Source organism: Arhodomonas sp. KWT2 (genome assembly GCF_041949875.1).
Classification (GTDB): Bacteria; Pseudomonadota; Gammaproteobacteria; order Nitrococcales; family Nitrococcaceae; genus Arhodomonas; species Arhodomonas aquaeolei.
In genome coordinates this window covers 144,376-165,640 of sequence record NZ_JBHFPQ010000040.1, presented here as the reverse complement: position 1 = coordinate 165,640, position 21,265 = coordinate 144,376, and the positions used below count along the sequence as shown (strand labels likewise).

Here is a 21,265-nt window from a genome sequence, read left to right as displayed (position 1 = left end):
TCGCCATGCCTGAGCCCTTCGAGCTGCGCACCGCCGAGACACCGGACCTCGCTGCACTGGAGCGTATCGAGACCGCCGCGTTCACCGGCGACCGCCTCAGCCGCCGCAGCCTCCGCCACCTGCTCACCCGCGCGCACGCGGATGTCCTGGTGGCGGTCACGGGTACCGGGGTGGCCGGCTACGCCGCCGTGCTCTACCGCCGCGGCACATCGCTCGCCCGGCTGTACTCCATTGCAGTGGCCCCCGGCCACCACGGCCAGGGCCTCGGCCGGCGGCTGGTGGCCGGCGCGGAGGCGGCCGCGCTGGACGCCGGCTGCGCCGCCCTGCGCCTGGAGATCCGGCCCGACAACACCGCCTCGCGGACACTGTTCGAGCATCTCGGCTACCGCCGCTTCGGTGTGCTGCCGGACTATTACGAGGACCACGCCCCGGCCCTGCGCTACGAGCGCCGGCTCACCGACAGCACGGCCCGACCGCCGCGGTCCGTGCCCTATTATGCCCAGACCCTGGAGTTCACCTGCGGGCCGGCCGCGCTGATCATGGCCATGCACGCGCTCCGCCCGACCCTCGTCCCCGGGCGGCGCCTGGAGCTGCGGCTCTGGCGCGAGGCGACCACCATCTTCATGACCTCCGGCCACGGCGGCTGCGGCCCCTACGGCCTGGCCCTGGCCGCCCACCGGCGCGGGTTCGCGGCGGCGGTGCACGTCAGCACCACCGGGCCGCTGTTCGTCGAGTCCGTGCGCACCCCGGCCAAGCGCGAGGTGCTGCGCCTGGTGCACGAGGACTTCGTGGCCGAGGCCGCCGACGCCGGCATCCCCGTGCACCCCGGCGGCCTGGACCTCGCGGGCCTGGACACGGCGCTCACCGGCGGCGCGCTGGCGCTGGTGCTGATCAGCCTCTACCGCTTCTACGGCGAGCGGGCGCCGCACTGGGTCGTGGTCACCGGCACGGACGCCCGCTATGTCTACCTCAACGACCCGTGGATCGACGTCGCGGACGGCCGCACCGCCACGGACTGCATCAACCTGCCGGTACTGCGCGGCGACTTCGAGCGCATGGCACGCTATGGCCGGGGCGGCCAACGTGCGGCGGTGGTGATCGCTGCCGGGGCCCTGCGGGAGGCGGCACCGTGACCCGCACCCTCATCGTCGTCGAGCACCGCCGCGACTGGGCGCCCTACGCCGCCACCAGCGAGGTGATCACCGCCGACGACTACCTCTTCGACCCGGCCTGCCGGGGCGCCGGCCCCGGCACGCGGGTGATCAATCTCTGCCGCGGCTACCGCTACCTCTCCACCGGCTACTACTGCTCGCTGCTCGCCGAGGCCCGCGGCCACCGCGTGATCCCCAGCGTGCGCACCATCAGCGATCTCTCCCGTCGCGCGATCTACAGCCTCGACACCGCGGTGCTGGACGAGCGCCTGCGCGGACCGCTGACGGCGGAGAGCGGCGACGGGGACGGCCCGATAAAGGTGGACGTATTCTTCGGCACCGCCTCCGACCCGCGCTTCCGCGAGCTCGCCCGCCAGGTCTTCGAGACCTTCGCCGCGCCGCTGCTGCACCTGGAGCTGCATCGCCAGGACGGGCGCTGGCGTATCGCACGGCTGCGCACCCTGTCCCTGAACCGCCTGGACGACGCCCAGGAAACGGCCTTCGCGGCAGCGCTGGAGCGCTTCAGCCATCACGTCTGGCGGCGGCCGCGGCACCGGCGCACGCCGCGCTATGACCTGGCCATCCTCCACGACCCGGACGAGCGCCTGCCCCCGTCGAACGCCCGCGCCCTGCGCCACTTCCAGCGCGTGGGCCGGGGTCTCGGCGTGACCGTGGACCTCATCACCCGCCGGGACTACGGCCGGCTGGCGGAATACGACGCGCTGTTCATCCGCGAGACCACCGCGGTATCGGATCACACGTACCGCTTCGCCAAGCGCGCCGAGGCGGAGGGCATGCCCGTGATCGACGACGCGGCCTCCATCCTGCGCTGCACCAACAAGGTCTATCTCGCGGACCTGCTGGAGACCCACGGCATCCCGCGGCCCGCCGGACGCATCCTCCACCGCGGCCGGCGCGACGACCTGGCCGCCGCCGGCGACGCGCTGGGCTTCCCGCTGGTGCTCAAGATCCCGGACGGCTCGTTCTCCCGCGGCGTGGTCCGGGTCGCCGCGCCGGAGACACTGAGCGACGCGGCGGCGGGGCTGTTCGCACACTCGGATCTGATCATCGCCCAGCAGTTCGTGGTCAGCGACTTCGACTGGCGCATCGGCGTGCTCGACGGCGAGGCGATCTTCGCCTGCCAGTACTTCTTCCCCCGGGGCCACTGGCAGATCGTGCGCCACGGCCCGGGCGGCACCGTGGACGAGGGCGACGCACGGACCTTCCCGGTGGCGGAGGCACCGCAGCAGGTGGTGCACCTGGCGGTGCGCGCCGCCAACCTCATCGGCCGGGGGCTCTACGGCGTGGACGTCAAGCAGGCCGGCCGGCGTGCGCTGGTCATCGAGGTCAACGACAACCCCAACCTGGACGCCGGGGTGGAGGACGCCTGCCTCGGCGACACCCTCTACCGCCGGGTGCTGGAGTCGTTCATCCGCCGACTGGAGGCACGCCACCGCGGCCCGGCCTGACCCGCAGGGGCCGCGGCGTAGTAGACTGCGGGGCCGCGGATGTCGTGCGCGATGGTGCCGTTGCAGAGGGTGCCCCCGCGCGGACGGCCGATACCCGGACACCACCCACCCGCAGCGGACGACGGACCGACATGGACAACGCACTCGCCACCGACACGCCGGCACTCGCCCTGCGCTTCGCCGGCCCCGGGGACTGCCCCACCATCCTCGCGTTCATCCGCGAGCTCGCGGACTACGAGCGCCTCAGCCACGAGGTCGTGGCCGACGAATCCCGGCTCATGGACACGCTGTTCGGCGATCACCCGTACGCCGAGGTCATCATCGCCGAGCTCGATGGCGAGGCCGTCGGCTTCGCACTGTTCTTCCACAACTACAGCACCTTCCTCGCCGCCCCGGGGATCTACCTGGAGGACCTCTACGTACGCCCCGTGGCCCGCGGCCACGGCATCGGCCAGGCCCTGCTCACCGCCCTCGCCCGGCTGGCGGTGGCGCGCGGCTGCGGCCGGCTGGAGTGGTCGGTGCTGGACTGGAACGCCCCGGCCATCGGCTTCTACGAGCGCCTCGGCGCCCGCGCCCAGGATGAGTGGGTCGGCTACCGCCTCACCGGCGACGCCCTGCGCGGGCTCGCCGCCGTGGAGGCGCCGTGACCGGGACACGCGACAACGTCGTGCTCATCGGCATGCCCGGCGCCGGCAAGAGCACCGTGGGCGTGCTCCTGGCCAAGCGCCTGGGCAAGGCCTTCGTCGATACCGACGTGCTCATCCAGCAGCGCGAGGGCCGCTCCCTGCAGGCGATCGTGGACGCCGGCGGCGCCGCCGATCTGCGCCGCATCGAGGGCGATACCCTCGCCGGGCTCGAGGTGCATGATCACGTCATCGCCACCGGGGGCAGCGCGGTCTACAGCGACAGCGCCATGACACACCTGCGCCGCAGCGGGGTCATCGTCTACCTGTCCGTACCCTGGCCGGAGATCGAGCGGCGCATCCACAATCTGGACAGCCGGGGCATCGCCCGCGATCCGGCCCAGAGCCTGCGCGCGGTCTACGACGAGCGGGTGCCGCTCTACCGCGCCGCCGCCGACCTCTGCGTGGACTGCACGGGCCTCGGTCAGCACGAGTGCATGGAACAGGTGGCATCAGGGCTCGCCGCGCGCGGCGCGCCCGACTAACACCCCCGGCGGGCTTGCCCTGCCGCGACGTCATCCGGCTATGCTCTGCACTCCCCGGCAGTGACGGCAGCGAGGTGACCGGCACGTGGACGAGCAGACATACAACCGCGAGGAGACGGCGCGGATCTTCGATGAGGCGCCGTTCGCCCGCACCCTGGGTCTGGAAGCCGTGGACATCGCCGCCGGCCGCTGCGAGAGCCGCATCCGCCTCGGCGAACGCCACCTGCAGCAGGACGGATTCGTCCACGCCGGTGTCCAGGCCGCCATGGCGGACCACACGGCCGGGGCCGCCGCCGGCACGCTGCTCGCGCCCGGTTTCCGGGTGCTCACCGCCGAGTTCAAGATCAACCTGCTGCGCGCCGCGCGGGGCGAGACCCTGCGCTGCGTGGCCACGGTGCTCAAGCCGGGACGCACGCTGATCGTGGCCGAATCGGAGGTCCACTGCGCGGCCCCGGCGGGCGACGAACGACTCGTGGCCAAGGCCACGGTGACACTCTCGGTAATGGCCGTACCCACCGGAACGGAGGAGACGCGATGACGATCGAGGTGTTCGGCTACCCGAACAGCCGCAGCACCCGCGTGGTCTGGGCCCTGGAGGAGGCCGGCGCGGCGTACGACTACACCCTGGTCGACCTGGGCCGTGGCGAGCACCGCGGCGAGCGCTTCCGTGCGCTCAACCCCGCGGGCAAGCTCCCGGCCCTCCGTACCGGCGACGCGCTGCTGACCGAGTCGCCGGCGATCTGCCTGTGGGTGGCGGAAACCTACCCCGACGCCGGGCTCGCCCCCACGGACCCGCAGGGGCGCACCGAGCTGATGCGCTGGCTGTTCTTCATCGCCACGGAGCTGGAGCAGCCGCTGTGGACCATGGCCAAGCATCGCTTCGCCCTGCCGGAGAAACTGCGGGTGCCGGACGTCATCCCCACGGCACGCCGGGAATTCACGATGGCAGCGGACCTGCTCGCCGACGCCCTGGACGGCCGCGACCACCTGGTGGGCGGACGGTTCAGCATCGCCGACATCCTCGCCGCGCACACCCTGGCCTGGGCCCGGGCGGCGAAGGCACCGATGGAACAGCCCGCCCTCGCGGCCTATGCCGAGCACCAGCTCGGCCGGCCGGCGTTGGCGCGGGCCCGGGCACGGGAGCAGTCGGCCCTGGAGAGCCGGCAGCAGGAGGGCTAGGCGACGATGGCCGCGACGCCGGAATACTTCCACCTCGATGTCCTCGGCCATCGCCTGCGCGCGGCAGCCTGGCGCCGTGACGGACGCTGGCAGCCCGGGCGTCCGGTGCTGGTCTTCCTCCACGAGGGGCTCGGCTGCATCGAGTTCTGGCGGGACTTCCCGGCACGCCTGGGACAGACGCTGGGGCTGGACGCCTTCGCCTGGGACCGCCTCGGCTACGGCGGCTCCGATCCCCTCGACTACACCCGCACGCCGGCCTACCTGCACCACGAGGCCCACGACTGGATGCCGGCGGCACTGGACGCCGCCGGCCTGTCGGACGTCATCCTGGTCAGCCACAGCGACGGAGGCAGCGTCGCCCTGCTGTACGCGGCCCGGCACCCGGTCCGCGCCTGCGTGACCATGGCGGCCCACGCCTTCGTCGAGCCTCACACCCTCGCCGGCATCGCCGCCGCCGAACGCGCCTTCGCCGAGACCGACCTGCCGGCGAAGCTCGCGCGCTATCACGGGGACAAGACCGAGACGATATTCCGCGCGTGGACGCAGACCTGGCAGGCGCCGGACTTCCGGGACTGGAATATCGAGGCCGACCTTGCGGGCATCCACGCCCCCACACTGGTGATGCAGGGAGCGGACGACGAGTACGGCACCTCCGAGCAGGTCCGTCGCATCGCCGCGGCCTGCAGCGGCCCCGCCGAACAGGCCTTGCTCCCCGGCTGCGGCCATACCCCCTACCGGGAGGCGCCCGAGACCGTGATCGCGGAGATCGAGGCGTTCCTGAACCGCCACGATATCCCCGGTCCGCGCTGACGCCTCCGCCGGCCGTGTGCGACGGGGCTTCGCAACGCCCACCGGGTCACCACCGGGGACGTCGCACGCCTACGGCGCACGACCTACCCGACCGGGCTGACGCCTCCGCCGGTCGCGGGCACGCATGCACGGCCGGGGCGACACCGCACTCGGGAACGGGGCGACGCTGGCCCTGGACCGTCGTCGAACCGGCGCGCTTTGCACACTGAGAATGGCCGGCGCACTCCCGTCCAGTAACATGCCCACCGCGGCATCTGGCATAATGCGGTGTTCCTGTCGAAGTCAGCGAACACGCCCCCTATGACGCGAAAGATCCTCGTCACCAGCGCCCTGCCGTACGCCAACGGGCCGATCCACCTCGGCCACCTGGTGGAGTACATCCAGACCGACATCTGGGTGCGCTTCCAGAAGCTGCAGGGCAACGAGTGCTACTACGTCTGCGCCGACGACGCCCACGGCACCCCGATCATGCTCAAGGCCCGCGAGCAGGGAGTGACGCCGGAGACGCTGATCGAGCGCATGAGCGCGGAGCACCAGCGGGACTTCGCCGGCTTCGGGGTAGCCTTCGACAACTACTATTCGACCCACAGCGAGGAGAACCGCCAGTTCTCCGAGCTGATCTACACCCGGCTGCGCGACGCCGGCCACATCGAGCGCCAGACCATCACCCAGGCCTACGACCCCAAGGAGGGGATGTTCCTGCCGGACCGCTACATCAAGGGCACCTGCCCGCGCTGCGGTGCCGAGGACCAGTATGGCGACAACTGCGAGGTCTGCGGGGCGAGCTACTCGCCGGACGAGCTGCGCGATCCGGTCTCGGTGATCTCCGGCGAGCGCCCGGTGGAGCGCGAGTCCGAGCACTACTTCTTCCGGCTGCAGGACTTCGAGGAAATGCTCCGGGAGTGGGCCTCCGCCGGCCGGCTCCAGGAGGAGATGGCCAACAAGCTCCAGGAGTGGTTCGACGAGGGCCTGCGCGCCTGGGACATCTCCCGGGACGAGCCCTACTTCGGCTTCGAGATCCCGGACGCGCCGGGCAAGTACTTCTACGTCTGGCTCGACGCGCCGATCGGCTACATGGCGAGCTTCCAGAACCTCTGCGAGCGGCGCGGGCTGGACTTCGACAGCTTCTGGAAGGCGGACTCCGAGGCCGAGCTCTACCACTTCATCGGCAAGGACATCCTCTACTTCCACGCCCTGTTCTGGCCGGCGATGCTCCACGGCGCGGGGTTCCGCAAGCCGACCATGGTGACCGCCCACGGCTTCCTCACCGTGGACGGGCAGAAGATGTCCAAGTCCCGGGGCACATTCATCATGGCGGACACCTACCTCCGCCACCTCAACCCGGAGTACCTGCGCTACTACTTCGCGGCAAAGCTCGGCGGCAGCGTCCACGACCTGGACCTCAACCTGGACGACTTCGCCCAGCGCGTGAACGCCGACCTGGTCGGCAAGCTGGTGAACATCGCCAGCCGCTGCGCGGGCTTCATCACCAAGCGCTTCGACGGCCGCCTCGCCGACACCCTCGACGCGCCGGAGCTGTTCCGCAAGTTCACCCAGGCCGGCGAGCAGATCGCCGAGCTCTACGAGCGCCGGGAGTTCTCCCGGGCGGTGCGCGAGATCATGGCCCTCGCCGACGAGGCCAACCAGTACATCGACGAGCAGAAGCCCTGGGTCATCGCCAAGTCCGGCGAGGACGAGGCCCGGCTGCAGGCGATCTGCACCCAGGGGATTAACCTCTTCCGCGTGCTCACCATCTACCTCAAGGCAGTGCTGCCGAAGATGGCCGCGGACGCGGAGGCGTTCCTCGCCCTGGAGCCCCAGCGCTGGGCGGACGCGCGCCAGCCGCTGCTCGGGCACACCATCAACCGGTTCAAGCCGCTGATGACCCGGGTCGATCCCGACCGCATCCAGGCGATGATCGACGAATCCCGCGAGAGCCTCGCGCCCAGGGGGCAGACCAAGCCAGCGCCGGCGCAGGCCCCGGGCGAGCCCATCGCCGAACAGATCGACTTCGACACCTTCTCCGGGGTGGACCTGCGCGTCGCGGAGATCGTCAACGCCGAGCACGTGGACGGCGCCGACAAGCTCCTGCGCCTGACCCTGGACCTCGGCGGCGAGCAGCGCACGGTCTTCGCCGGGATCAAGGGCGCCTACCGGCCGGAGACCCTCATCGGCCGGCTCACCGTGATGGTGGCGAACCTCAAGCCCCGGAAGATGCGTTTCGGCGTCTCCGAGGGCATGGTCCTCGCCGCGGGCCCGGGCGGCGAGGAGCTGTGGCTGCTCTCGCCGGACAGCGGCGCCCGTGCGGGGATGCGCGTGAAGTAGGCCGCGGAGCGCGCCCATGACGGAGCTCGCCCTCATCCTGGTGTCCACCGTGCTGGTGAACAACTTCGTGCTGGTGAAGTTCCTGGGGCTGTGCCCCTTCATGGGGGTGTCGCGCAGCCTGGACGCGGCCATCGGCATGGCGCTCGCGACGAGCTTCGTGCTCACGCTCTCCTCGGTGGCGAGCTACCTCGTGGGCACCTACCTGCTGGCCCCGCTCGGGCTGGGGTACCTGCGCATAATCGCCTTCATCCTGGTGATCGCCGCGGTGGTGCAGTTCACCGAGATGGTGGTGCGCCACACCAGCCCGGTGCTCCACCAGGTGCTCGGGATCTTCCTGCCGCTGATCACCACCAACTGCGCCGTGCTCGGCGTCGCCCTGCTCAACGTCCAGCAGGCCCACGACCTGGTTGCCTCGGCGCTGTACGGCTTCGGCGCGGCGATGGGCTTCTCGCTGGTGCTGGTGCTCTTCGCCGGGCTGCGCGAGCGCCTGGACGGCGCGGACGTGCCCGCGCCGTTCCGCGGCGGTGCCATCGCGCTGGTCACCGCCGGGCTGATGTCGCTGGCGTTCATGGGCTTCAGCGGCCTGGTCACCGCGGGGGGCTGACCATGTGGGCGGCGCTGCTCGTGCTCGGCGGCCTCGGCCTCGCCTTTGGCGCGCTGCTCGGCTTCAGCGCGCGGCGGCTGCGTGACGACGACGACCCGCTGGTCGAGCGCATCGACGCGGTCCTGCCCCAGACCCAGTGCGCCCAGTGCGGCTACCCCGGCTGCCGGCCCTACGCCGAGGCCGTCGCCAGCGGCGAGGCGGATATCAACCAGTGCCCACCCGGCGGCGAGGCCGGCGTGCAGGCCCTCGCCGAGCTCCTCGGCCGCGAGCCCAAGCCGCTGAACCCGGACAACGGCGAGGCCAAGACCGAGGCCACGGTCGCCTGGATCGACGAGTCCGTGTGCATCGGCTGCACCAAGTGCATCCAGGCCTGCCCGGTGGACGCCATCGTCGGCGCGCCTCAGCACATGCACACCGTCATCCGCGACGAGTGCACCGGCTGCGAGCTCTGCATCGAACCCTGTCCGGTGGACTGCATCCACATGGCGCCGCGGGAGACCGGCGTGCGCGCCTGGCGCTGGCCGCTGCCGGCGGAGCCGGGGCGGCCGTGAACGCCCCCCACCGCTTCCCGGGCGGGCTGACGCTCGAACCCAACCGCGCGATCTCCACCCGCCACCCGGTCACCGCGGTGCCGCTGCCCGGGCGCCTGATCCTCCCGCTGGGCGCGGCCCTCGGCGCCCCCGCGCAGCCCTGCGTGAGCGAGGGCGAGCGCGTACGTGCCGGCCAGTGCGTGGCCGAGGGCGAGGACCCGGCCGTGCCACCGCTGCACGCCCCGGCGGGCGGACGGGTCGCGGCCATTACCGCGCATCCTGCCCCCCACCCCTCGAACCTGGCCGTAACGAGCCTGGTCCTGGAGACGGACCCCGACGCGGCGGCCGAGCCGCCGTGGCCCGCGCTGGACGCCGGCGCCGACCCGGCGGCGCTGCGCGCGCGCATCCACGCCGCGGGCATCACCGGCCTCGGCGGCGCGGGCTTCCCCACCGCCGCGAAGCTCGCGGACGCCGCCGGGCGGGTGCACACGCTGGTCCTCAACGGCGCGGAGTGCGAGCCCTGGATCAGCTGCGACGACATGCTCATGCGCACCCGCGCCGCGGCCGTGCTCTCCGGCGGCCGGCTGCTGGCCCGGGCCGTCGGTGCCGGGCGCATCGTCGTGGCCCTGGAGGCGGACGCGGAGGCGGCCCTCGAGGCCGTGACCGCCGCGGCGGACGACGCAATCGAGGTGATCACCGTCCCGGCCCGCTACCCGGCCGGGGGTGAGCGCCAGCTGGTCCAGGCGCTCACCGGCGAGGAGGTCCCCGCCGGCGACCTGCCCACCACGCTCGGCATCCTCTGCCAGAACGTGGGCACCGCCGAGGCCGTCCACCGGGCGGCGATCGAGGGCCGGCCGCTCACCCACCGCCACGTCACCGTCACCGGCGACGCGGTCGCCGACCCGCGGGTGATGCTCGCCCCCCTGGGCGCACCGTTCTCCGACCTCCTCGCTGCGGCCGGCGGGGCGACGCCGGGCCTCGACCGGCTGATCATGGGCGGGCCGATGATGGGCTTCACCGTCGCCGACCCGGCGGTGCCCGTCGTGGCCGCCACCAACTGCATCCTCGCCGCCACCACCGCGCTGTGCCCGCCACCGCAGCCGGCGCTGCCGTGCATCCGATGCGGCGCCTGCGCTGACGCCTGCCCCGCCTCGCTCCAGCCCCAGCAGCTCTACTGGCACGCACGCGGCGGCGAGGTGGACACGCTGGCGGCACTCGGTCTCGGCGACTGCATCGAGTGCGGCGCCTGCGCCTACGTCTGCCCCAGCCACATCCCGCTGATCCAGTACTTCCGCCACGGCAAGGCGGAGATGGCGGACGCCCGCCAGGCCCGGACCATCGCCGAGCGCGCCCGCGAGCGCTACGAGGCCCGCCAGGCACGGCTCGCCCGCGAGGCGGAGGAGCGCCGCCAGCGCCGCGAGCAGAAGAAGGCACAGGCGCGCAGCGGCGGCGACGCCCGCAAGGCCGCGGTCGCGGCCGCGCTGGAGAAACGGCGCCGCCGCCGCGGAACGACGGAATCCGACGGCGACGACGGGGGACGCCCATGACCCTGCGCCAGGCCGTCTCCCCGCACCTGCGCCCGCCGCGTACCGTCGGCGGCACCATGCGCCTGGTCCTCTACGCGCTGGTACCCGGCGTGCTCGGCCAGCTGTGGTTCTTCGGCGCCGGCGTGCTCTGGCAGATCGGCCTGGCCACGGCCACCGCGGTGGCCACCGAGGCCGCCATGCTCCACCTGCGCGGCCGGCCGCTGGCGCTGTTCCTGCGCGACTGGTCGGCGGTGGTCACCGCCGTGCTCCTGGCGGTGAGCCTGCCGGGACTGGCGCCCTGGTGGATGGCCGTGCTGGGCACCGCCTTCGGGCTGGTGTTCGCCAAACACCTGTACGGCGGCCTCGGCCACAACCCGTTCAATCCGGCGATGGTGGGCTACGTGGTGCTGCTGGTGGCCTTCCCCCGGCTGATGAGCCAGTGGCCGGCACCGGCGGGGCTCGCCGGCGGGGCACCCGGACCGATCGCCGCCGCCCACGCCATCTTCGGCGGCGGGGTGGACGCGGTGACCGCGGCGACGCCGCTGGACGCCGTGCGCACCCAGCTCGGTCAGGCCCTGACCCTCCCGGAGATCCGCCAGGGACCGCTGTGGGGCGCACTCGGCGGACGGGGCTGGGCGGCGATCAACGGCCTGTACCTCGCCGGCGGCGCCGTGCTGGTGGCGACGCGCACCGCCGACTGGCGCATCCCCGCCGGCGTGCTCGCCGGCATCGGCGTGCCCGCGGCCTTCCTCTGGGCCATCGACCCCAGCCTCCACCCGGGGCTGTGGTTCCACTGGGCCAGCGGCGCGACCATGCTCGGTGCCTTCTTCATCGCCACCGACCCGGTATCCGCGGCGACTACCCCCCGGGGCCGGCTGATCTTCGGTGCCGGCATCGGCGTGCTGACCTGGCTGATCCGGACCTGGGGCGGCTACCCCGACGCGATCGCCTTCGCGGTGCTGCTGATGAACATGGCCGTACCGCTGATCGACCGCTACACCCCGCCGCGGATCTATGGCCACCCCCGCGGGGGCGGCCATGACTGAGGGCACCGCCCGCGGGACGGTCATCGCCGCCGCCGTGCTCACCGCCTGCGCGCTGGTGGGGGCGGCGCTGGTGGCCCTCACCCACCGGGACACGGCCCCGGCGATCGCCGCCAACCGCGAGAGCGCGGTGCGCGAGCGCCTCACCGCGGTGCTGCCGCCCGGGCCCTTCGACCGCTCCCCGGCGCAGGCGCCGCTGCAGGTGCGGGCGCCGGCGGCGCTGGGCAGCCGCGACGCCCTGCCGGTCTATCGTGCGGTGCGCGACGGCAAGGTCATCGCCGTGGTCTTCACCGCCGTCGCCCCGGACGGCTACGGCGGCGCGATCCGGCTGCTGGCCGGCGTGCAGCGCGACGGCGGCATCACCGGGGTGCGGGTGATCGCCCACCAGGAGACCCCCGGGCTCGGCGACGCCATCGAGGCGGACCGCTCCGACTGGATCCGCCAGTTCCACGGCCGGCGCCTCGGCGCCCCGCCGGCGGAGGCCTGGCGGGTGGCCGCCGACGGCGGCGCCTTCGACGCCATCACCGGCGCGACCATCACCTCGCGGGCGGTGACCGGCGCGGTGCGGCGGGCACTGGTATACTTCCGCGCGCATCGCGAGCGACTCCTCACGACGGACGGATGACGACGACCATGGCAACCCCCGGCGCGCAACGCATCCTCGCGGACGGGCTGTGGCACAACAACGCCGGCCTGGTCCAGCTCCTCGGCCTGTGCCCGCTGCTGGCGGTGAGCGCGACCGTGGTCAACGCCCTGGGCCTGGGCCTCGCCACGACGCTTACCCTGCTCGCCTCCAACACCACGGTCTCGCTGCTGCGCCGCCAGGTCCCCGCGGAGGTCCGCATCCCGGTGTACGTGCTGGTGATCGCGACGTTCGTGACCGTCATCGGCATGCTCATGAACGCCTATTTCCACGCCCTCTACGGCATCCTCGGCATCTTCATCCCGCTGATCGTGACCAACTGCGCGATCCTCGGCCGGGCCGAGGCCTTCGCCTCCCGTCACCCGGCCGGGCCGGCGGCGCTGGACGGGCTCGCCACCGGCGCCGGCTTCACCGCGGTGCTCGTCGTCCTCGGCGCCGGCCGCGAGGTACTCGGCCGGGGCACGCTGTTCCACAACGCGCACCTGATCCTCGGCGACTGGGCCCGCGGCTGGGAGATCGCGGTGCTGCCGGGCTACGACGGCTTCCTTCTCGCCGCCCTGCCCCCGGGCGCCTTCATCGGCCTGGGGCTGCTGCTCGCCGGGCGCAACGCCATCGACGCGCGCCAGCGCCGCCGCCGGCACGCCCGCGCCGGCGCCCCGGCCGGCGGGGAGGCGGCCGCATGAACCGCGAGCGCCGTGCCGGGATATTCCGGCGGCTGGCGGCGGAGAACCCGGCGCCGACCACCGAGCTCAACTACACCACGCCCTTCGAGCTGCTGGTGGCGGTGATCCTCTCCGCCCAGGCCACCGACCGCGGCGTGAACAGGGCAACCGCGCAGCTGTTCCCGGCGGCAAACACACCGCAGGCGATCCTCACCCTCGGCGAGGAGGGGCTGAAGGGCTACATCAACTCCATCGGGCTCTACAACGCCAAGGCGCGGAACATCATCGCCACCTGCCGCATCCTCATCGAGGAGCACGGCGGCGAGGTCCCGCGGGAGCGCCGGGCACTGGAGGCGCTGCCCGGGGTCGGGCGCAAGACCGCCAACGTGATCCTCAACACCGCCTTCGGCGAGCCCACCATCGCCGTGGACACGCACATCTTCCGCGTCGCCAACCGCACCGGGCTGGCGCCGGGCCGCACCGTGCGCGAGGTGGAGGACCGGCTGACGCGCTGGACGCCGAAGGCGTTCCTTCGCGACGCCCATCACTGGCTCATCCTCCACGGGCGCTACGTGTGCACGGCGCGCCGCCCGCGCTGCGGGGCCTGCGTGATCCACGACCTCTGCGAGTTCGACGACAAGACCGATTACGCCGGCGAGTGACCGCCACCACCGACACACCACCCGGGAGAGTGCATTCATGCTGGGTCAGGACCGCAACCAGATGCGCCGTTTCTACCTGGAGAGCTGGCGCAAGGCACAGGACGGCGAGCCCATGGACCCCATGGAACGGCTGGTCGCGGAGGTCGTCGCCGAGCACCCGGAATACCACGGCGTGCTCGCCGACGGCGAACGCGCCCTCGGCCGGGAGTACCTGCCCGAGGACGGCGAGACCAATCCCTTCCTGCACATGGGCCTGCACATCGCCCTGCGCGAGCAGGTGGCGAACGACCGCCCACCGGGGATACGGCGCATCCACGAGACGCTGACCCGCGCCCACGGCGAGCGCATGGCCGCGGAGCACCGCATGATGGACTGCCTCGCCGAGGCCCTGTGGCAGGCCCAGCGCCAGGGCGGCATGCCCGACGAGGCCGCCTACCTGACCTGCCTGGAGGGGCTCGCCGCGGGGCGCGGTCCACAGGTCTGACCCGGGTCAAGTCATGGGGGCACGCACCGTGCTTTACTGGGCCCGGTAGAGTGCAACATTCCGGGACGCGGCCATGCAGAACGACACGGTGCACATCGCCGCGATACGCCGCGGCGACGACGAGGACCTCTCCGACACCTTCGCCGGCCTCGCCGACGACCTTCAGGCGAAGGGCGTCGCCGTGCGCGGCCTCGTCCAGCAGCGGAGATATAACGCCGCCGGCGCACTGAGCCGGCGCCTGACGGTAATCGGCAGCGACCGCGGTTTCGGCATTTCCCAGGCCCTCGGGGCCGGCTCCCGGGCCTGCAGTCTGGACACCGCCGCCCTGGCCGACGCCGCCGCCTGGCTGCAGCGCTTCCGTGCCGAACGTCCGGGGCTGATCATCATCGACCGCTTCGGCCCGCTGGAGGCGAAGGGCCGCGGGTTCGCGGACGAAATACTCGCCATCGTCACCGACGGCATTCCCCTGCTCACCTCGGTACGCCCGGCGGAATCGGAGGCCTGGGAAGGCTTTACCGGCGGCCTCGCCGAGCAGCTGCCGTCGGATCCGGCCGCGATCACGGCCTGGTGCCGGGCCGCGACCCTCGAGTGAACGCCGTCTCGCCGCGCGATCCCGCCGGCGGGACCGCCGGCGCGCGCAAACGGGACGCCCGGCCCGCCCCAGGCCGTCCGGATGCCGCCACAGGGAGACACCGGGAGACGGCCTGAAGCCGAAGGGGACCGATCGGCGGCCACAACGACAATCCCGTTTCCCCGGGGGTGACATGGAAGCGTTCCGTAATTTCCGCGTGAGCACGCGCATCTGGTCGATCCTGCTTTGGGCCGTGATCGGGTTCGCGGCCGTGGCCCTGCTCGCGCTGATGGCCGCCCGGCAGATGGCGCTTGACGAGCGCCGGGAAGGCGTCAGCCAGGTGGTGGAGGCGGCCACCGGCGTCATCGATCACTACCACCAGCAGGCCACGGAGGGACGCATCAGCGAGGCCCGGGCGAAGTCGCTGGCCGCCGCGGCAGTGCGTAACATGCGCTACCACGAGTATGACGACGGCTCCCGGGAGTACATCTGGATCAACGACCTCGACGCGCGGGTCGTCGTCCACCCGGCCAGGCCATCGCTCGAAGGGCGCGACATGTCGGCCCTCACCGACGCGGGCGGCAAACACATCTTCAAGGCCTTCGTCGACACCGCCCAGACCGCCGGTGCCGGCTTCGTGACCTACCGCTGGCCCATGCCCGGCAGCGACCAGCCGGTGGAGAAGGTCTCCTACGTACGTCTCTACCAGCCCTGGGGCTGGGTGGTGGGCTCCGGGGTGTACCTGGACCGCGTCGACGGTGCCGTCACGGCCCTTGCGCTGGACCTGGCGTGGCAGGTCGGGCTCGTTCTGGCACTGCTCGCCGGCGTCGTGGCCATCGCCATCGGCAGCATCGTGCGTCCCCTCGACCGCGCGGTGGCGGGCATCCGGTCCATGACCGGCGAGACCGTCGATCTCACGCCGCGGCTGGATACCCGCGGCGGCGACGAGTTCACGGCGCTGGCGCGCAGTGTCAACGCCCTCACCGACACCTGTCGCGGCGCCCTGCAGAAGGCGGCCGGCGTGCGCGACGAGCTCGAGCGTTCCGCCGCCACCCTCAACGAGGTCACGGACGCCGCCGGCAACGGCATGGCCGCCCAGGAGGCGGATGCCGAGCAGCTCGCCACGGCGATGAACGAGATGGTCGCCACCGTTCAGGAGGTTGCCCACAACACCGCAACCGCAGCCGACGCGGCCGCCGAGGCGAGCCGCGAGACCAGCAACGGCCGCCGGGTGGTGGAATCGACGGTGGACGCCATCCAGGCCCTTGCCGGGGAGCTGGCGCACACGCGCAGCGCCGTGGAACGGCTCGCCAGCGAGTCCGACGACATCGCCGGCGTGCTCGAGGCCATCAACGGCATCGCCGAGCAGACCAACCTGCTGGCACTCAATGCCGCCATCGAGGCGGCCCGGGCCGGCGATCAGGGCCGGGGATTCGCGGTAGTCGCCGAGGAGGTCCGGCGGCTGTCGGCGAGCACCCAGGAATCCACCGAGCACATACGCACCATCACCGAGCGCTTCCAGTGCGGCGCCCGCGAGGCCACCGCGCGCATGGGCGAGAGCAGCAACCAGGCGGACAACGCCGTGAACCGCTCCGCCGAGGCCGGCGAGAGCCTCAACGCCATAACCCGCTCGGTGGACACCATCAGTGACATGGACACCCAGATCGCCAGCGCCGCCGAAGAGCAGGCGTCCACCGCGGAGGAGATCAATCGCGGGGTGGTGCGCATCCGGGACGTCGCCGGCGAGACCCGCGAGGGTGTCGAGCGGATCCGGGAGGCGGCACGACGCCAGCGGGGACTGGTCTCGGAGCTGGCCGACGAGCTCGCGAAGCTACAATTCTAGGCGCGGTATCCCGCGGCCGTGGCGGAAGGACCCGCCCGCCATCCGGCGGGCGGTGCCGACCTCAGTCGCGGCGCTTGGCGGCCACCCGCAGGCGCAGGGCGTTAAGCTTGATGAAGCCCTCCGCGTCCTTCTGGTCGTAGGCGCCCGCGTCGTCCTCGAAGGTGGCGATACTGCCGTCGAAGAGACTGTCGGTCTCCGACTGGCGGCCCACCACGATGACGTTGCCCTTGTAGAGGCGGATCCGCACGACGCCGTTGACGGTACGCTGGGTCTCATCGATCAGCGCCTGCATGGCGCGGCGCTCCGGGCTCCACCAGTAGCCGTTATAGATGGCCTCGGCGTACTTCGGCATGATCTCGTCCTTGAGGTGCGCGGACTCGCGGTCGAGAGTGATCGACTCGATCGCGCGGTGGGCGCGCAGCAGGATGGTGCCGCCGGGGGTCTCATAGCAGCCCCGGGACTTCATGCCGACGTAGCGGTTCTCGACGATGTCGATGCGGCCGACACCGTTCATGCCGCCGAGCTTGTTCAGCCGCGAGAGCAGCTCCGCCGGACTCAGGCGCTCGTCGTCGATGGCCACCGGATCACCGTTCTCGAAGGTGATGTCCAGCTCCATACCCTCGTCCGGGGCGCGCTCCGGGGCGACGCTCCAGCGCCACATGGACTCCTCGCTCGGCGTCCACGGGTCCTCCAGCACGCCACCCTCATAGGAGATGTGCAGCAGGTTCGCGTCCATGGAGTACGGCGAGCCGCCGTCCTCGGTCTTGCCCTCGATCGGGATGCCGTGGCTTTCGGCGTACGCCAGCAGCCGCTCGCGGGAATTGAGGTCCCACTCGCGCCAGGGCGCGATCACCTTGATTCCGGGCTCCAGGCCGTAATAGCCGAGCTCGAAGCGCACCTGGTCGTTGCCCTTGCCGGTGGCGCCGTGGCAGACAGCGTCCGCGCCGGTCTCGCGGGCGATCTCGATCTGGCGCTTGGCGATGAGCGGGCGCGCGATGGAGGTGCCGAGCAGGTACTCGCCCTCGTAGAGCGCATTGGCGCGGAACATGGGGAAGACGAAGTCGCGGACGAACTCCTCGCGCAGGTCGTCGATATAGATCTCGTTGACACCGAAGCGCTCGGCCTTCTCGCGGGCGGGCTCGAGCTCCTCACCCTGGCCGAGATCGGCGGTGAACGTCACCACCTCGCAGTTGTAGGTATCCCGCAGCCATTGCAGGATCACGGAGGTGTCCAGCCCGCCGGAGTAGGCGAGCACGACCTTTTTCACGTCACTCATCGCGCAGTCGTCCCTAGAATCGCTGAACCTGAATCGGCCGTGCGCGCATCCCGCTCGCGCGCGTCCGCACCGTAAACCGGACATGATCGAACGCGCGCCGGGACAAATCAACCGCCCGCGTGTCTGTATACTGATACGGCCATTCGCACTGCCGCCTCTCAGCGAGCCCGACGGAGCTGACCTTGGAGACGATCACCCTCACCCGCCCCGACGACTGGCACCTGCACCTGCGCGACGGCAACGTGCTCGCCGATGTCGTCCCGGCCTCGGCACGGCAGTTCGGCCGCGCCATCATCATGCCCAACCTGACACCGCCGGTGACCGGCGCAGGCAAGGCCGCGGCCTACCGCGAGCGCATCCTGCGCCATATACCGCCGGGCTCCGGCTTCACGCCACTGATGACGCTCTATCTCACCGACAACACCACGCCGGCGGACATCGAGGCCGCCGCGGCGAGCGGCATCGTGCACGCGGTCAAGCTCTACCCGGCGGGCGCCACCACCAACTCGGACTCCGGCGTCACCGACCTCGACCGCTGCGACGACGCCCTGGCCGCCATGGCCGAGGCGGGCCTGCCGCTGCTCGTCCACGGCGAGGTCACCACCCCCGGGGTGGACATCTTCGACCGCGAGCGGGCCTTTCTCGGGGAACGCCTGGCACCGCTGATCGGGCGCCACCCGCAGCTGCGGGTGGTGCTGGAACACGTCACCACCGCCGCCGGGATCGAGTTCGTCCGCCAGGGCCCGGACCGACTGGGCGCCACACTCACGGCGCACCACCTGCTGCTCAACCGCAACGACCTGCTCGTCGGCGGCATCCGCCCGCACCATTACTGTCTGCCCATCCTCAAGCGCGAACGCGACCGGGAGGCGCTGCTGGAGGCGGCCACCTCCGGGGACCCGCGCTTCTTCCTGGGCACGGACTCCGCCCCGCACCCGCGTACCGCCAAGGAGAACGCGTGCGGCTGCGCCGGCGTCTACAGCGCCCCGTTCGCGATGGCGCTGTACGCCGAGGCCTTCGAGGCGGCCGGCGCGCTGGACCGGCTCGAGGGCTTCGCCAGCCACCACGGCGCCGACTTCTACGGCCTGCCGCGCAACGATTCGCGCATCCGCCTGGTGCGCGAGGACACGCCGGTGCCGGCGACGCTGCCGCTGGCGGGCGGGGAGATCGTGCCGCTGCGCGCCGGTGCCACGGTGGCCTGGCGGGTCGAGGACGCAGACGACGCCGGGTAGCCACGGAACGGCGACGGACGACGCCTGCGGGCGGTGCCGCCGGCCGTGTATGATGTTCCCCGCACCGGCGGTCCGCGCGCGGGCTGCCGAACTGCCACAGTGACTGGAGTGAGCCGCGAGCGTGAACGAGCCCGACTTCCCCGGCGAGGGTGACCGCCCCATCGCCAACCGATTCCGATCCTTTCTGCCCGTGGTCGTGGACATCGAGACGGGCGGCCTCAACGCGGCCACGGACGCCGTGCTCCAGATCGCCGCGGTGATCGTGCGCGCGGGTGAAGACGGCCGTCTCTACCCAGCGGAGACCCACACCACCCACGTCGAACCCTTCGAGGGCGCGAATCTCGACCCCAAGTCGCTGGAGTTCAACGGCATCGACCCGGATCATCCGCTGCGCATGGCCAAACCGGAGGACGAGGCGTTGCGCCAGATCTTCCGTCCGGTGCGCCAGGAGATCCGCGAGACCGGCTGTACCCGCGCCGTGCTGGTGGGGCACAACGCCTGGTTCGACCTCGGCTTCCTCAACGCCGCGGTCAAGCGCGTGGACGTCAAGCGCAACCCCTTCCATCCGTTCTCCTGCTTCGACACCGCGACCCTCGCCGGTCTGGCCTTCGGCCAGACCGTGCTCGCCCGCGCCGTGAAGGCCTCCGGCGAGGACTGGGACGGGCGCGAGGCCCACTCGGCGATCTACGACGCCGAGAAGACCGCGGAGCTGTTCTGCACCATCGTCAATCGCTGGGACGAGCTCAACGGCTTCCCGGACTACGCCGTCCTCGCCCGGCGCTGACACGGCAGCATGGCGATCGTCCCGGTGCGACGAAGGCCGCTTGTGAGCCGGGCCTGACAGGCGGATACTGACTCCTGCACCCACCCGGGACAGGGACCGGCCACCGCGCCACAGCCGGCGGCCGGACGGTCATTCGACTGTGTCTCCGGAGGCCATCATGGCAACACGTGAACGCACCCGCTCCCTCGTCGTGACGATCGCCCTCGCCGGTATGTTCGCCTCCGCCGGCAGCGCGGCGGCCGACCTCCCCTCCCGCGGCCCCGTGCCTTTCGCCACGTACGACAGTAACGGCGACGGGTTCATCAGCGAGGCGGAATTCGCCGCCGTGCGTGAGCGGCGCATGGCGCAACGCGACGAGACCGGCATGTCCGGGAGGCGCCGGGCGGCGAACGCACCGCCGTTCTCGTCATTCGATCGCGACGGCGACGGCCGGCTGACACGGGAGGAGTTCCGTGCCGGCCAGCGCGTCCGCATGGAGGAGAAACGCGGCGGTGGCCAGGGGCCCGGCGCCGGCATGCAGGGCGGACGGCCCACGTTCGCGGATTTCGACCTGGACGGTGACGGACGTATCGGCAAGGCGGAGTTCAGCCGGGCCCGTGCGACCCGGATGGGCGAGCGGGCACAGGACGGCTACCCGGTGCGTAACGCCGGCAACGCCCCGGGATTCGGCGATATCGACGCCGACGGCAACGGCTGGATCAGTCCGGAGGAGTTCGCCGCCCGCCGGGCGCCGGCCGGGAACCGCTGACGGGGATTGCCGTGGACACCCCGTGAACGGGCGCCGCCTCTACCGGCGGCGCCCGCGGGATGGGCGCTGGCGCGGTTACGCGTCCTTGGCGGTGGCCGACTCGACCGTCTTCTGCAGCTCGCCGGACTCGTACATCTCGAGGATGATGTCGCAGCCGCCGACGAGCTCGCCGTTGACGTAGAGCTGGGGGATGGTCGGCCAGTCACCGAACTCCTTGATGCCCTGACGGACCGCCTCGTCCTCGAGCACGTTGACGTAGGCGAACTCCTGACCGCAGCCGGCGAGCGCCTGGGACGCGCGCATGGAGAAGCCGCACTGCGGGAACTGCGGGGTGCCCTTCATGTACAGGATGATCGGGTTGTCCTGCACCTGCTGACGGATGGTGTCCTGGATGTCGCTCATGCCTACTCCCTCGTCTGTCCGGGCGCCGGGGGGTGGGCCGCCCGTGAATGTAGCGCGCATTCTACCGCTATTGCCCCGGCCAATACACTGACCCCAAACGCGGTTTTAGTAACGCGGCCTCCCCTACCGGCGAGAAATCCGTTATCCTGCCGC

23 protein-coding genes are annotated in these 21,265 nt (G+C 71.9%); 21 read left to right on the top strand and 2 right to left on the bottom strand.

Annotated elements, in window-relative coordinates; all coding sequences use genetic code 11:
• Positions 1–5 precede the first annotated feature (5 nt).
• From ACEZHJ_RS08460 to ACEZHJ_RS08375, 18 genes are all read left to right on the top strand, one after another.
• On the top strand, positions 6–1,133 hold the full coding sequence (locus tag ACEZHJ_RS08460; RefSeq protein WP_163140073.1) for a peptidase C39 family protein: 1,128 nt from the start codon (positions 6–8) through the stop codon (positions 1,131–1,133).
• Positions 1,130–2,620: a RimK family protein gene (locus tag ACEZHJ_RS08455; RefSeq protein ID WP_163140070.1), complete on the top strand. Its 1,491-nt coding sequence runs from the start codon at positions 1,130–1,132 to the stop codon at positions 2,618–2,620. Before ACEZHJ_RS08460 ends, ACEZHJ_RS08455 begins: the two co-directional genes overlap by 4 nt.
• Before the next feature lie 131 nt (positions 2,621–2,751).
• Positions 2,752–3,267: a GNAT family N-acetyltransferase gene (locus ACEZHJ_RS08450; RefSeq protein WP_163140068.1), complete on the top strand. Its 516-nt coding sequence runs from the start codon at positions 2,752–2,754 to the stop codon at positions 3,265–3,267.
• Positions 3,264–3,788: a shikimate kinase gene (locus ACEZHJ_RS08445; RefSeq protein ID WP_163140066.1), complete on the top strand. Its 525-nt coding sequence runs from the start codon at positions 3,264–3,266 to the stop codon at positions 3,786–3,788. The genes ACEZHJ_RS08450 and ACEZHJ_RS08445 overlap by 4 nt, the downstream gene beginning before the upstream one ends.
• Positions 3,789–3,873: 85 nt before the next feature.
• On the top strand, positions 3,874–4,326 hold the full coding sequence (locus ACEZHJ_RS08440; RefSeq protein ID WP_018719300.1) for a PaaI family thioesterase: 453 nt from the start codon (positions 3,874–3,876) through the stop codon (positions 4,324–4,326).
• Positions 4,323–4,967: a glutathione S-transferase family protein gene (locus ACEZHJ_RS08435; protein WP_018719299.1), complete on the top strand. Its 645-nt coding sequence runs from the start codon at positions 4,323–4,325 to the stop codon at positions 4,965–4,967. Before ACEZHJ_RS08440 ends, ACEZHJ_RS08435 begins: the two co-directional genes overlap by 4 nt.
• A gap of 6 nt (positions 4,968–4,973) precedes the next feature.
• Complete coding sequence (locus tag ACEZHJ_RS08430; RefSeq protein WP_018719298.1) at positions 4,974–5,777, top strand: alpha/beta fold hydrolase; 804 nt, start codon at positions 4,974–4,976, stop codon at positions 5,775–5,777.
• Positions 5,778–6,077: 300 nt separating this feature from the next.
• Positions 6,078–8,102: a methionine--tRNA ligase gene (gene metG / locus ACEZHJ_RS08425; protein ID WP_374759151.1), complete on the top strand. Its 2,025-nt coding sequence runs from the start codon at positions 6,078–6,080 to the stop codon at positions 8,100–8,102.
• A gap of 16 nt (positions 8,103–8,118) precedes the next feature.
• Positions 8,119–8,706 (top strand): electron transport complex subunit RsxA, encoded by a 588-nt coding sequence (rsxA, locus tag ACEZHJ_RS08420; protein WP_259201446.1) that lies wholly within the window; start codon positions 8,119–8,121, stop codon positions 8,704–8,706.
• Positions 8,703–9,257, top strand: a complete 555-nt coding sequence (gene rsxB / locus ACEZHJ_RS08415) for an electron transport complex subunit RsxB (protein WP_163144273.1) — start codon at positions 8,703–8,705, stop codon at positions 9,255–9,257. Before rsxA ends, rsxB begins: the two co-directional genes overlap by 4 nt.
• Complete coding sequence (rsxC, locus tag ACEZHJ_RS08410; RefSeq protein ID WP_375036433.1) at positions 9,254–10,783, top strand: electron transport complex subunit RsxC; 1,530 nt, start codon at positions 9,254–9,256, stop codon at positions 10,781–10,783. Before rsxB ends, rsxC begins: the two co-directional genes overlap by 4 nt.
• Entirely contained in the window at positions 10,780–11,808 is a 1,029-nt protein-coding gene (locus ACEZHJ_RS08405; protein WP_018719293.1) for an RnfABCDGE type electron transport complex subunit D, read from the top strand. The genes rsxC and ACEZHJ_RS08405 overlap by 4 nt, the downstream gene beginning before the upstream one ends.
• Positions 11,801–12,430 carry an electron transport complex subunit RsxG gene (gene rsxG / locus ACEZHJ_RS08400; protein WP_240466337.1) on the top strand — a complete coding sequence of 210 codons (630 nt, stop codon included), beginning with the start codon at positions 11,801–11,803 and terminating at the stop codon, positions 12,428–12,430. Before ACEZHJ_RS08405 ends, rsxG begins: the two co-directional genes overlap by 8 nt.
• Positions 12,431–12,438: 8 nt before the next feature.
• Positions 12,439–13,131, top strand: coding sequence for an electron transport complex subunit E (locus tag ACEZHJ_RS08395; RefSeq protein WP_018719291.1), 693 nt, complete (start codon positions 12,439–12,441; stop codon positions 13,129–13,131).
• Entirely contained in the window at positions 13,128–13,772 is a 645-nt protein-coding gene (gene nth / locus ACEZHJ_RS08390) for an endonuclease III (RefSeq protein WP_163142886.1), read from the top strand. The genes ACEZHJ_RS08395 and nth overlap by 4 nt, the downstream gene beginning before the upstream one ends.
• Positions 13,773–13,809: 37 nt before the next feature.
• On the top strand, positions 13,810–14,256 hold the full coding sequence (locus ACEZHJ_RS08385) for a DUF1841 family protein (protein WP_018719289.1): 447 nt from the start codon (positions 13,810–13,812) through the stop codon (positions 14,254–14,256).
• 73 nt (positions 14,257–14,329) lie between these two features.
• Positions 14,330–14,848 (top strand): DUF2478 domain-containing protein, encoded by a 519-nt coding sequence (locus ACEZHJ_RS08380; protein WP_375036432.1) that lies wholly within the window; start codon positions 14,330–14,332, stop codon positions 14,846–14,848.
• 172 nt (positions 14,849–15,020) lie between these two features.
• Positions 15,021–16,670, top strand: coding sequence for a methyl-accepting chemotaxis protein (locus ACEZHJ_RS08375; RefSeq protein ID WP_375036431.1), 1,650 nt, complete (start codon positions 15,021–15,023; stop codon positions 16,668–16,670).
• Positions 16,671–16,731: 61 nt separating this feature from the next.
• On the opposite strand, the gene ACEZHJ_RS08370 is transcribed toward ACEZHJ_RS08375, so the two are convergent.
• Positions 16,732–18,030, bottom strand: a complete 1,299-nt coding sequence (locus ACEZHJ_RS08370) for an argininosuccinate synthase (protein WP_163139857.1) — start codon at positions 18,028–18,030, stop codon at positions 16,732–16,734.
• Between the two features lie 98 nt (positions 18,031–18,128).
• Between ACEZHJ_RS08370 and pyrC the strand changes: the two genes are divergently transcribed.
• The 3 genes from pyrC to ACEZHJ_RS08355 all read left to right on the top strand — a co-directional run bounded on the left by pyrC (position 18,129) and on the right by ACEZHJ_RS08355 (position 20,710).
• Complete coding sequence (pyrC, locus tag ACEZHJ_RS08365) at positions 18,129–19,178, top strand: dihydroorotase (RefSeq protein WP_375036430.1); 1,050 nt, start codon at positions 18,129–18,131, stop codon at positions 19,176–19,178.
• A gap of 121 nt (positions 19,179–19,299) precedes the next feature.
• Positions 19,300–19,962: a ribonuclease T gene (rnt, locus tag ACEZHJ_RS08360; RefSeq protein ID WP_018719284.1), complete on the top strand. Its 663-nt coding sequence runs from the start codon at positions 19,300–19,302 to the stop codon at positions 19,960–19,962.
• Positions 19,963–20,119: 157 nt separating this feature from the next.
• Positions 20,120–20,710 carry an EF-hand domain-containing protein gene (locus tag ACEZHJ_RS08355; protein ID WP_375036429.1) on the top strand — a complete coding sequence of 197 codons (591 nt, stop codon included), beginning with the start codon at positions 20,120–20,122 and terminating at the stop codon, positions 20,708–20,710.
• Positions 20,711–20,785: 75 nt separating this feature from the next.
• Here ACEZHJ_RS08355 and grxD read toward each other — a convergent pair whose 3' ends face one another.
• Positions 20,786–21,112 (bottom strand): Grx4 family monothiol glutaredoxin, encoded by a 327-nt coding sequence (grxD, locus tag ACEZHJ_RS08350; RefSeq protein WP_163139861.1) that lies wholly within the window; start codon positions 21,110–21,112, stop codon positions 20,786–20,788.
• Positions 21,113–21,265: the final 153 nt, after the last annotated feature.

Coding starts and splice junctions, on each gene's coding strand:
- rsxG (WP_240466337.1), top strand. CDS start 11,801: ATGACTGAGGGCACCGCCCGCGGGACGGTCATCGCCGCCGCCGTGCTC.
- ACEZHJ_RS08370 (WP_163139857.1), bottom strand. CDS start 18,030: ATGTCCGGTTTACGGTGCGGACGCGCGCGAGCGGGATGCGCGCACGGC.
- ACEZHJ_RS08380 (WP_375036432.1), top strand. CDS start 14,330: ATGCAGAACGACACGGTGCACATCGCCGCGATACGCCGCGGCGACGAC.
- nth (WP_163142886.1), top strand. CDS start 13,128: ATGAACCGCGAGCGCCGTGCCGGGATATTCCGGCGGCTGGCGGCGGAG.
- ACEZHJ_RS08430 (WP_018719298.1), top strand. CDS start 4,974: ATGGCCGCGACGCCGGAATACTTCCACCTCGATGTCCTCGGCCATCGC.
- rsxA (WP_259201446.1), top strand. CDS start 8,119: ATGACGGAGCTCGCCCTCATCCTGGTGTCCACCGTGCTGGTGAACAAC.
- ACEZHJ_RS08460 (WP_163140073.1), top strand. CDS start 6: ATGCCTGAGCCCTTCGAGCTGCGCACCGCCGAGACACCGGACCTCGCT.
- ACEZHJ_RS08385 (WP_018719289.1), top strand. CDS start 13,810: ATGCTGGGTCAGGACCGCAACCAGATGCGCCGTTTCTACCTGGAGAGC.
- ACEZHJ_RS08450 (WP_163140068.1), top strand. CDS start 2,752: ATGGACAACGCACTCGCCACCGACACGCCGGCACTCGCCCTGCGCTTC.
- ACEZHJ_RS08375 (WP_375036431.1), top strand. CDS start 15,021: ATGGAAGCGTTCCGTAATTTCCGCGTGAGCACGCGCATCTGGTCGATC.
- ACEZHJ_RS08405 (WP_018719293.1), top strand. CDS start 10,780: ATGACCCTGCGCCAGGCCGTCTCCCCGCACCTGCGCCCGCCGCGTACC.
- ACEZHJ_RS08395 (WP_018719291.1), top strand. CDS start 12,439: ATGGCAACCCCCGGCGCGCAACGCATCCTCGCGGACGGGCTGTGGCAC.
- ACEZHJ_RS08355 (WP_375036429.1), top strand. CDS start 20,120: ATGGCAACACGTGAACGCACCCGCTCCCTCGTCGTGACGATCGCCCTC.
- ACEZHJ_RS08435 (WP_018719299.1), top strand. CDS start 4,323: ATGACGATCGAGGTGTTCGGCTACCCGAACAGCCGCAGCACCCGCGTG.
- grxD (WP_163139861.1), bottom strand. CDS start 21,112: ATGAGCGACATCCAGGACACCATCCGTCAGCAGGTGCAGGACAACCCG.
- metG (WP_374759151.1), top strand. CDS start 6,078: ATGACGCGAAAGATCCTCGTCACCAGCGCCCTGCCGTACGCCAACGGG.